This is a genomic window from Candidatus Caldatribacterium sp., from assembly GCA_014359405.1.
Classification (GTDB): domain Bacteria; phylum Atribacterota; class Atribacteria; order Atribacterales; family Caldatribacteriaceae; genus Caldatribacterium; species Caldatribacterium oleiphilum.
Window position 1 is genome coordinate 22,392 of the sequence record JACIZN010000005.1, and the last position, 7,772, is coordinate 30,163.

At 56.7% G+C, this 7,772-nt stretch carries 9 protein-coding genes and 1 tRNA gene; 5 read left to right on the forward strand and 5 right to left on the reverse strand.

The annotated features are described in order from the left end of the window. Window positions 1-5: 5 nt before the first annotated feature. Window positions 6-1,076: a D-alanine--D-alanine ligase gene (locus H5U36_00895; GenBank protein MBC7216743.1), complete on the forward strand. Its 1,071-nt coding sequence runs from the start codon at window positions 6-8 to the stop codon at window positions 1,074-1,076. A 3-nt stretch (window positions 1,077-1,079) separates the two neighbouring features. Here H5U36_00895 and H5U36_00900 read toward each other — a convergent pair whose 3' ends face one another. Then, complete coding sequence (locus H5U36_00900; GenBank protein ID MBC7216744.1) at window positions 1,080-1,412, reverse strand: hypothetical protein; 333 nt, start codon at window positions 1,410-1,412, stop codon at window positions 1,080-1,082. Next, window positions 1,412-1,582, reverse strand: coding sequence for a desulfoferrodoxin FeS4 iron-binding domain-containing protein (locus H5U36_00905; protein ID MBC7216745.1), 171 nt, complete (start codon window positions 1,580-1,582; stop codon window positions 1,412-1,414). The genes H5U36_00900 and H5U36_00905 overlap by 1 nt, the downstream gene beginning before the upstream one ends. Before the next feature lie 89 nt (window positions 1,583-1,671). On the opposite strand from H5U36_00905, the gene H5U36_00910 reads away from it, so the two are divergent. The 3 genes from H5U36_00910 to H5U36_00920 are packed head-to-tail and all read left to right on the forward strand — an operon-like array spanning window position 1,672 to window position 4,773. Next, entirely contained in the window at window positions 1,672-2,271 is a 600-nt protein-coding gene (locus H5U36_00910; GenBank protein ID MBC7216746.1) for a MarC family protein, read from the forward strand. Continuing rightward, the gene (locus tag H5U36_00915) at window positions 2,268-3,446 is read left to right on the forward strand and encodes an MFS transporter (GenBank protein ID MBC7216747.1); all 1,179 of its coding nucleotides are present in this window, start codon (window positions 2,268-2,270) and stop codon (window positions 3,444-3,446) included. Before H5U36_00910 ends, H5U36_00915 begins: the two co-directional genes overlap by 4 nt. Continuing rightward, on the forward strand, window positions 3,436-4,773 hold the full coding sequence (locus H5U36_00920; protein ID MBC7216748.1) for a hypothetical protein: 1,338 nt from the start codon (window positions 3,436-3,438) through the stop codon (window positions 4,771-4,773). The genes H5U36_00915 and H5U36_00920 overlap by 11 nt, the downstream gene beginning before the upstream one ends. On the opposite strand, the gene H5U36_00925 is transcribed toward H5U36_00920, so the two are convergent. The 3 genes from H5U36_00925 to H5U36_00935 form a co-directional block, all read right to left on the reverse strand. Further along, window positions 4,753-5,493, reverse strand: coding sequence for an NAD-dependent deacetylase (locus tag H5U36_00925; protein ID MBC7216749.1), 741 nt, complete (start codon window positions 5,491-5,493; stop codon window positions 4,753-4,755). The two genes, H5U36_00920 and H5U36_00925, sit on opposite strands and share 21 nt — an antisense overlap. 2 nt (window positions 5,494-5,495) lie before the next feature. Continuing rightward, window positions 5,496-5,858: a S1 RNA-binding domain-containing protein gene (locus H5U36_00930; GenBank protein ID MBC7216750.1), complete on the reverse strand. Its 363-nt coding sequence runs from the start codon at window positions 5,856-5,858 to the stop codon at window positions 5,496-5,498. A gap of 230 nt (window positions 5,859-6,088) precedes the next feature. Further along, window positions 6,089-7,276 (reverse strand): helix-turn-helix domain-containing protein, encoded by a 1,188-nt coding sequence (locus H5U36_00935; protein MBC7216751.1) that lies wholly within the window; start codon window positions 7,274-7,276, stop codon window positions 6,089-6,091. Window positions 7,277-7,472: 196 nt separating this feature from the next. Here H5U36_00935 and H5U36_00940 point away from each other — a divergent pair. Further along, a tRNA-Lys gene (locus H5U36_00940) sits at window positions 7,473-7,548 on the forward strand. The last annotated feature ends 224 nt before the right edge of the window (window positions 7,549-7,772 follow it).

Below are 7,772 nucleotides of genomic sequence, written 5' to 3' on the forward strand. Positions count from 1 at the left end.
AGGAAATGCCTGAGCGCCTTACGGTTCTTCTTGTCTTCGGAGGGAAATCGGTGGAGCACGAGGTTTCCTGCGAGTCGGCCCGGAACATCGTCCAGGCGCTTGATCCGGCAAAGTACGAGGTGCTCCTTGTGGGCATAGACAAAGAGGGCATCTGGCGCCTCTGCGGCCCTGAGGATTTGCGGTATCCCGAGTGCCCCTCCGATCGGGACGAGGTCGCCCTCATTCCGCATCCTGAGGGAGGGAAGCTCTACAACCTCAGGGAAGGGAGAGTCATCGCCTCCCCCAGGGTCGTTTTCCCGGTGCTCCACGGGACCTTTGGGGAGGATGGGACGCTCCAGGGGCTCCTTGAGATGGTGAACCTCCCCTACGTGGGGTCTGGGGTTGCGGGGTCTGCCATATGCATGGACAAGGAGGTAACAAAGAGGCTCCTTCGGGAGGCCGATCTTCCGGTGGTGCGCTTCCTTGTTGCTACGGAAGATGCCGCTCCCACCTTTCTTGAAGCTACTGAGCGCCTCGGGCTTCCCCTTTTTGTGAAGCCGGCGACTCTGGGGTCCTCGGTCGGTGCGGCAAAGGTTGCAACGGAAGAGGAGTTCCACAAAGCCCTCGAGGAGGCCTTTCAGTACGATACCCGAGTCCTCATCGAGGAGTACATCGCCGGAAGAGAAATCGAGTGCTCAGTCCTCGGGAACGAGAAGCCCTTTGCCTCCCTTCCCGGGGAGATTGTCCCGCACCATCCCTTCTACTCTTATGAGGCGAAGTACTTAGACCCTGAGGGAGCGGAGCTCCTTGTGCCTGCGCCTCTGGATGAGGAGACGACAAAAAGAGTCCAGGAGCTTGCCCTCCGGGCTTTTCTTGCGTGCCGGTGCGAGGGCATGGCCCGGGTGGACTTCTTCCTCCGGGGGAAGGACCTCTACATCAGCGAGCTCAACACCATCCCTGGCTTCACGAAAATCAGCATGTACCCGAAGCTCTGGGAGGCAAGCGGCATTCCCTACCCGGAGCTCATCGATCGCCTCATCGCCCTTGCCCTCGAGCGGGAAGAAAAGAAGCGGAAGCTCCGGTGGAGCTTCCGCTGAAGTTCACTCAAGGACAAGGTCTACCGTTTTCTCCCCGAACTTGTTGCAGCGGGCATAGATGGTGAGGGTGTCGCCTCTTGCGGCGTCGATGACGAGGTACTGGACTTTTTGCTCCTGAGGAGAGAACTGGGAACCCAGGTACTGGACGATGATTTCCTCACCGTTTCGGGAAACCCGGACTTCGGCAATGTAGTGGTCGCCTTTTGCTTCCGGAACACCATGAGGAATGCGAATCTCAAGGAGGTGCGTTTCAGGATCGAAGGAGGCGATGATTTGCGATGGGGGATGGGGGAAGGCGCTACCTGTGGTAAGGAGCACGAAGAGCGCTCCCAGAATCAGGCTGAGGCTTTTCTTCGGCACTGGCGCCTCCTCTTTGGTGCCTCTTCAAGCTTCACCATCGGTTGCCCGCAGCACACAAGTTCCCCGCCACCCACCTCCTTCACCTCCACCACGTTCCCGCAGACCTCGCAGCGGAAGATTTCCCCAACCTTTTCCACTCTGGGCACAGGAACCACCTCCTCATTTTTTAGGAGAAAACCATTTTTCCGCCTTTCCAATTCCCCAAGTTCCCCTATAATGGAGACGGGGTGATTGGGTGGACGCTCTTTTGGCGTTTCTGAAGTCCTTTGCCGTTCTCATCATTATCCTTGATCCCTTCCTCGGGATGGTGGTTTTCCTTTCTCTCACAAGGAAAATGTCCGATCGGGAGAGGGCGGAGCAGGCGTTCCTTGCGGTCTTTGTGGCCTTTGCGCTCCTTGTCATTTTCCTCTTCGGGGGGCAGGCCCTGTTTTCTCTCCTTGGGGTCTCCTTTTCGAGCTTCATGGTGGCCGGTGGGGTGATTCTCCTGCTTCTTGGGATTGAGGACATCCTTGGCCTCCAGTTCTCAAAAAAGGAAGCGGACACTAAGGTGATTGCCGTCGTCATCGGGACGCCGCTTCTCTGTGGTCCGGGGGCCATCACCTCCATCATCGTCCTTGCCCAGAGGTACGGGTACTTCATACCATTTCTTGCGCTTGTCGGCGCCCTCTTTGTCACCTGGATTCTCCTCCTTTTTGCCCCGAGGGTTGCTGCGTTCCTTGGGGAGCGGATTGTGGAGGTCCTGTCCCGGGTCCTTGGGCTTTTGCTTTCGGCCATTGCGGTGGAGTTCGTAAAAGAGGGCATCCTTGCCATGATTGCGGAGGTTGCAAAGAGATGAAAAAAGGCGTACTCCTTGTCCCCTTTTCCCTTGCCCTTGTCGTCATAGGCCTTGGGCTCTCGGGGGCAGGCTCCATCATCCCTGAGATAGCCGGACACTTTTCAATCCCTTACGCCAGTGCGGGAAGAGTTTTCCTCTTCCATGGGCTCGGGTACTTCGTGGTCCTGATTCTTGGGGGCATCCTTGGGGATTTCGTCTTCCGGGGGACGCTCCTTCGGCTGGGGTTTGTCCTCGCCACCTTAGGATTTCTGGGAATCGCTCTGAGCAGTTCTTTCTCCCTTCTCCTTTTGGCCTTCCTCCTTGTGGGGGTTGGGGTGGGCTTTGTGGACTGCATGGTGAATCCCGTGGCCCAGAGCATTTTCGTTGAGCGTCCGGGAGGGACGCTCAACATCATCCACGCCTTTTTCGGCCTGGGGTCCCTCCTTGCCCCCAGGCTCTACGCGGTGCTCCATGGGCGCGGCTACACCTTCCGGGATTTATACACCCTGATAGCCCTCTTCTCGGGCGCTTCGGCGCTCCTCTTTTTCCTCCCCTTCATTCCCAAAAGCGCGCAGAGCGCCTCAAAAGGAGCCATTTTTTCGGCCTTCACCCATAGGGCCTTCTGGTTTTTAGGATGCACGATGCTCTGCTACGCCGCTTCGGTGAGTACCCTCAACGGGTGGCTCGTGACGTACCTCAAAGAAGAGGGTCTTTCGGAGGCAAAGGGAGCGATTTTCCTCTCCTATTTCTGGCTTGGTCTTTTCTTTGGGCGGCTTGTTCTTGCGTCCTTTTCCGAGCGCTTGGGTTACCTCACCCTCATCCGGCTCAACGCCCTCGGGGGGATTCTGGGGACAGGCCTTTTTGCCGCCTTCGGGGTCCATCCGTTCCTTGCCCCCGTTCTCCTCTTTACCTCTGGATTCCTCCTCTCGACCCTCATACCCCTCACCATAACCTATGCCCTTTTGGCCTTCCCGGAGACCTCCTCCACCGCCTCCGGATGGGTCCTCTTCAACAACGGCCTGGGGACGTTCCTTTTCCCCTGGCTCTTTGGCCTTGCGGGCGGGCGGTTCGGCTTCCGGGCCGTTTTCATCGCCATCCCCTTTGCCCTCTTTGGGGTTTTCCTCTTCCAGAGCCTTCTTGTTGCCTTAGAGAGACGGAACTCAGAAAAGAAAGGAGCGGTTGCCCGTGTACCTTGAGGAACTTGAGGCGCAACTCGATGATTTCTCCTTTGAGCGGAGGAAAGAGGCGTTCCTGAAGCTCGTTGCAGAGTACAGGAAGGGGAACATTGTCTTTCCCTCGCCCCGTCCGGTGGTGAACCTCCACTTCCACACCTTCTTCTCCTTCAACGCCTGCGGGTACTCGCCTCTCCACATCGTGTGGCTTTCGAAAAAGCAGGGGCTTAGCGTGGCGGGGAGCGTGGACTTTGACGTTCTTGACGCCATGGAGGAGTTTCGGTTCGGGGGATTTGCGGTGCACCTTCCGGTGGTCTCGGGCCTTGAGACCCGAATCTACCTTCCCGAGTTCCACAACGAGGAGCTCAGCTCCCCGAACGAGCCGGGCATTGCCTACTACATGGGGAGTGGCTTTGTCCGCCTTCCTGAGACGGAGGAGGGTTTAGAGACCCTTCGAAAACTCAAGGCCATCGCCCAGGAGAGGAACAAGAAAATCATCGCCCGGGTCAATGCGTACCTCGGGGAGGTGGCGGTGGATTATGCGCGGGACGTCCTGCCCCTCACCCCTTCTGGGAACCCCACGGAGCGCCACATCGTCGTCGCCTACGCAAAAAAGGCGGAGGAGGTCTTCCCTGATGCCACCCTTCGGGCCCGCTTCTGGGCGGAGAAGCTCGGAATGAGCGAGGCTTCCGTCCTTGCCCTTGAGAAGGACCCGGCCACCTTTTACGACACCGTGCGATCTCGCCTCATGAAGTTCGGGGGCGTGGGGTACGTAAAGCCCGATGTCGGGGACTTCCCGAGAATCCAGGAAGTGAACGAGATGATTCGCTCAGCCGGGGCTGTGCCGTCCTTTTCCTGGCTTGACGGAACTCGAAGTGGCGAGGCAGACCCAAAGAGGCTCATTGACTTTTGTGAAGGCAACAACGTTGAGACCTTCTTCCTCATCCCCGATCGGAACTGGAACCTCCCTGACGATGAGGAGCGGAAACTCAAGGTCCGCAAGCTCTACGAGTTCGTGGAAACGGCAAGGAAATACCATTTCCCCATTTTCGTCGGGACGGAGCTCAACCGCTACGGCCAGAAGTTCGTCGACGACTTCGATTCCCCCTACCTTGCGCCTTTAGCTCCCTTTTTCCTTGAGAGCGCCTGGGTGCTCTGGGGCCATGCGGTGCTTGAGCTCTCCTCAAGGCGCGGGTACGCAAGTGCATGGGCAAGAAAGACCTTCAAGACCCGCGAGGAGAAGAACCGCTTCTTTGCCCGGGTGGGAATGGCAACCCCGGCCACCTACGAGGCGCTGGAGGAAATCGGAAGGCGCAGTACCGAAGCCCTCCTACAGGAATTTGGATCTTAAGACCTCATGGATTGCCTCAAGGGCCTTTGAAGCCCTCTCGTGGATGACAAAGCGGGCCTTCCAGTCAAAGGGCGTCGGCGTGAGGTTGATGATGCCAAGAAGGGGCGCATAGGAGGGGAGGAAGTTCGCCGGGGACACCTGGAGACTCGAGCCGATGACAAGAAGAGGAAGGCGGTGAGCAAGCTCTGTGGCCTCCTCAAAAGAAGGAGGGAGCATGTCCCCGAAGAGCACGACATCCGGCCGGATCATCCCGCCGCAGGGACAGCGGGGTGGAATCTCGCCCCGGGCGACTTTCTCCTCAAGGACCGAAATGGGAAAAGTTGCCCGACACATGATGCAGTGGCCCGAGCGGAGGTGTCCGTGGATTTCAAGGACCCGCTGGGAACCTGCCTCGGTGTGGAGGCCATCGATGTTCTGGGTGACGATGGCCTCCACAATCCCGAGCTTCTCCCATTCGGCAAGAATCTCGTGGGCTCTGTTCGGGCAGGCGTCTTTAAAGCGCATGAGGACCCGAAAGCCCACTCCGAAGAAGACCTGAGGGCGATTGAAGAGGGCTTCCCGCGAGAGAACCTCGATGGGGTCGTACCTTTCCCAGAGGCCTGTCTGGGGCGTTCGGAAGTCGGGAATGCCGCTTTCGGTGGAGATTCCCGCTCCCGTGAGGACAAGCCAGGGCTTTCTCTCCCAGAGGAGGGCGGCAACTTCCTGAGGGTTCCAGGACATCTTCAGCGCTTCTTCTTCCCGTTCTGATACCTCTTGAGGTCTGAGAGCTTCTCCTGGCTCTGCTTGAGGAACCGGTTCATCTTCTGCTCGAAGCTCGCCCGGCTCCGCTCGAGCTTCTCCAGGTACTCCTGGTCTTCATTCACCCGCTTGATGGAGAGATCAATCTTCCCATCAGGGGAAATACCGATAACTTTCACCTTCACCTGGTCGTTGATTTTGAGGTAATCGTTCACGTCCTTCACGAAGTGGTGGGCGATTTCGGAGATATGCACGAGGCCCCGTTTCCCATCCTCAAGTTCGACAAAAGCTCCAAAACGGGTGATACCAACGACCTTCCCTTCCACGATGCTACCGACTTCCACCATGAACAAGCATCTATCCTCCCTTTCTGAAATTGAGCATATTATACTCACAGCCCTTTTTCGGTGTCAACAAGGGGCGGGAGTGTTCCTAAAATCAAGAAGAGGTAATGGAAGGGGGATGGGAGGAAAAAAGGTGACAAAAAGAAAAGACATCCACCTCCCTGAAGATTCTCCTGAGGAGCTTCTCCTTCTCTTCGTCACCACTACCTCACATCTCGGGTGGTCCTTTGGTTTCAAGACCCTCTTGCCCTATTTTGGAGCATTCCCTGCATGTAATGTTCCAGAGTTTCGTTCACAAGTCCCTCCTTCTTGTTCTTAGGTGAGTTATCCCAGGGGATACGGGAGATATCCCATAACCTGGAAAGGTGCGCGGATACCCGGTCAAGAACAAGTACCGGGAAAGCTCCCAGGACAGGACTGGCCCCTTTCCTCAAAGATGAGAGAACCTCCATGGGAGCCCTCCCCTGCATCTCTCTCCCCATATGAGGACGGGTGAAGTTGTAGTAGAGGACCCAGCGCTGTGCCATGGCAAGGAACGATTTCCTGGAAGTCACCTGGGCAAGGTTCAGGGCATAGAACTCCTCATCATCAGTTCGGTGGGAACGTTCCACGAAGGTGTTCACCTTCTTCTCCCGGACGGGAGTCGAAAGGAGAGTCACTCCCAGGGGGTTGAAGATGTACTTCTCCATGAGGATTCTCTTTCTTGAGTTCCCCAGACCCCCGAATTCCACCCCATTGTCAGTCTGGAGGAAGAACCTCCCTTGCACCCCCAGAGCTCGTAACCAGAAGACCACAAGCAAAAGGAAGGTAAGGCCGTTTGCGAAGGAGAGCTCCTTGGCATAGGCCAAGAAGCGAACCCTGGTTCGCACATCAATAGCGGTGAACTGGTACCGGGGGAGTTTGTTCTGGAAGATGGCCGCATAGGCTGAGGAGGGAAGGGCTTTCTGATCCGCGATGTACTTCACGTCAATCTGCCAGAACTTGAGGGGTTCAAAGGCTTCAAGGTTCACAAAGTACCGGGATTGGCCGGTGCGACTCCTCTTCCTCCGGTGCCTCACGTGGTGGCGGCGGAGGATGTTGCGGATGGTGTACGGGGAGAGGGTAATGCCAAAGGAGGACCTCAGAGCCAGGCTCAAACGATGGGGACCGAAGTTCGTGGTCCTGGCAAGTTGCACGACTGCCTCCTCGACCGATGAGGGAGTGCGGTGAGGTGGAGGCTTTTGGGGTCCTCTCTTGCGGATGCATGAGGACAGGGAACCTCCTGAGGCCCTGAACCGCTCAAGAATCCTGTACACCCATCGCACCGATACGCCCATAACCTGGGCCACTTCTTGAGGAGTATGCTCCTCAAGGAGAGAGATGATGACCTGGGCAGGGGCGTGGGGGTTACCGGAAGCCTTGAGTTCCTGGTATAATCTCATTGGGTGGGATCCCTCCTCCATGGGTATTGAGCTCTCTGGAGTTTCCACAGAGATAATACCCCAGGGATACCCACCCTTTGCAATACCTCCTTGAGCTTCTTGAAGTACTGTGAACGAAACTCTGGTCGATCTACAGGAACACCCTCCGCAACCCTTGACAGGGTCTTACACTCATAGTATATTTACCCTGCCCAGTGGGCCGTTAGCTCAGTAGGTAGAGCACCGGACTTTTAATCCGGGTGTCGCAGGTTCGATTCCTGCACGGCTCACCAGGATTTTCAAGGCTTCCAGCCACCTGGTCTCCCCTGAAAAACCCGGTTTGACAGCAATGAGTGTTGCTCTTTTAAGAGCTTCGTTTGATCTCCAATGCAACATCCTATCCTGCTTTGTTGTTTATTGAAGCAGTCCAGGAACCTTTTGGTTAGAATCCCAGGTGATGGTGTAAAAAGCCGTATGAATCACTGGGTGGCGAATGGGTTCCTTGACAAAAGAGGTC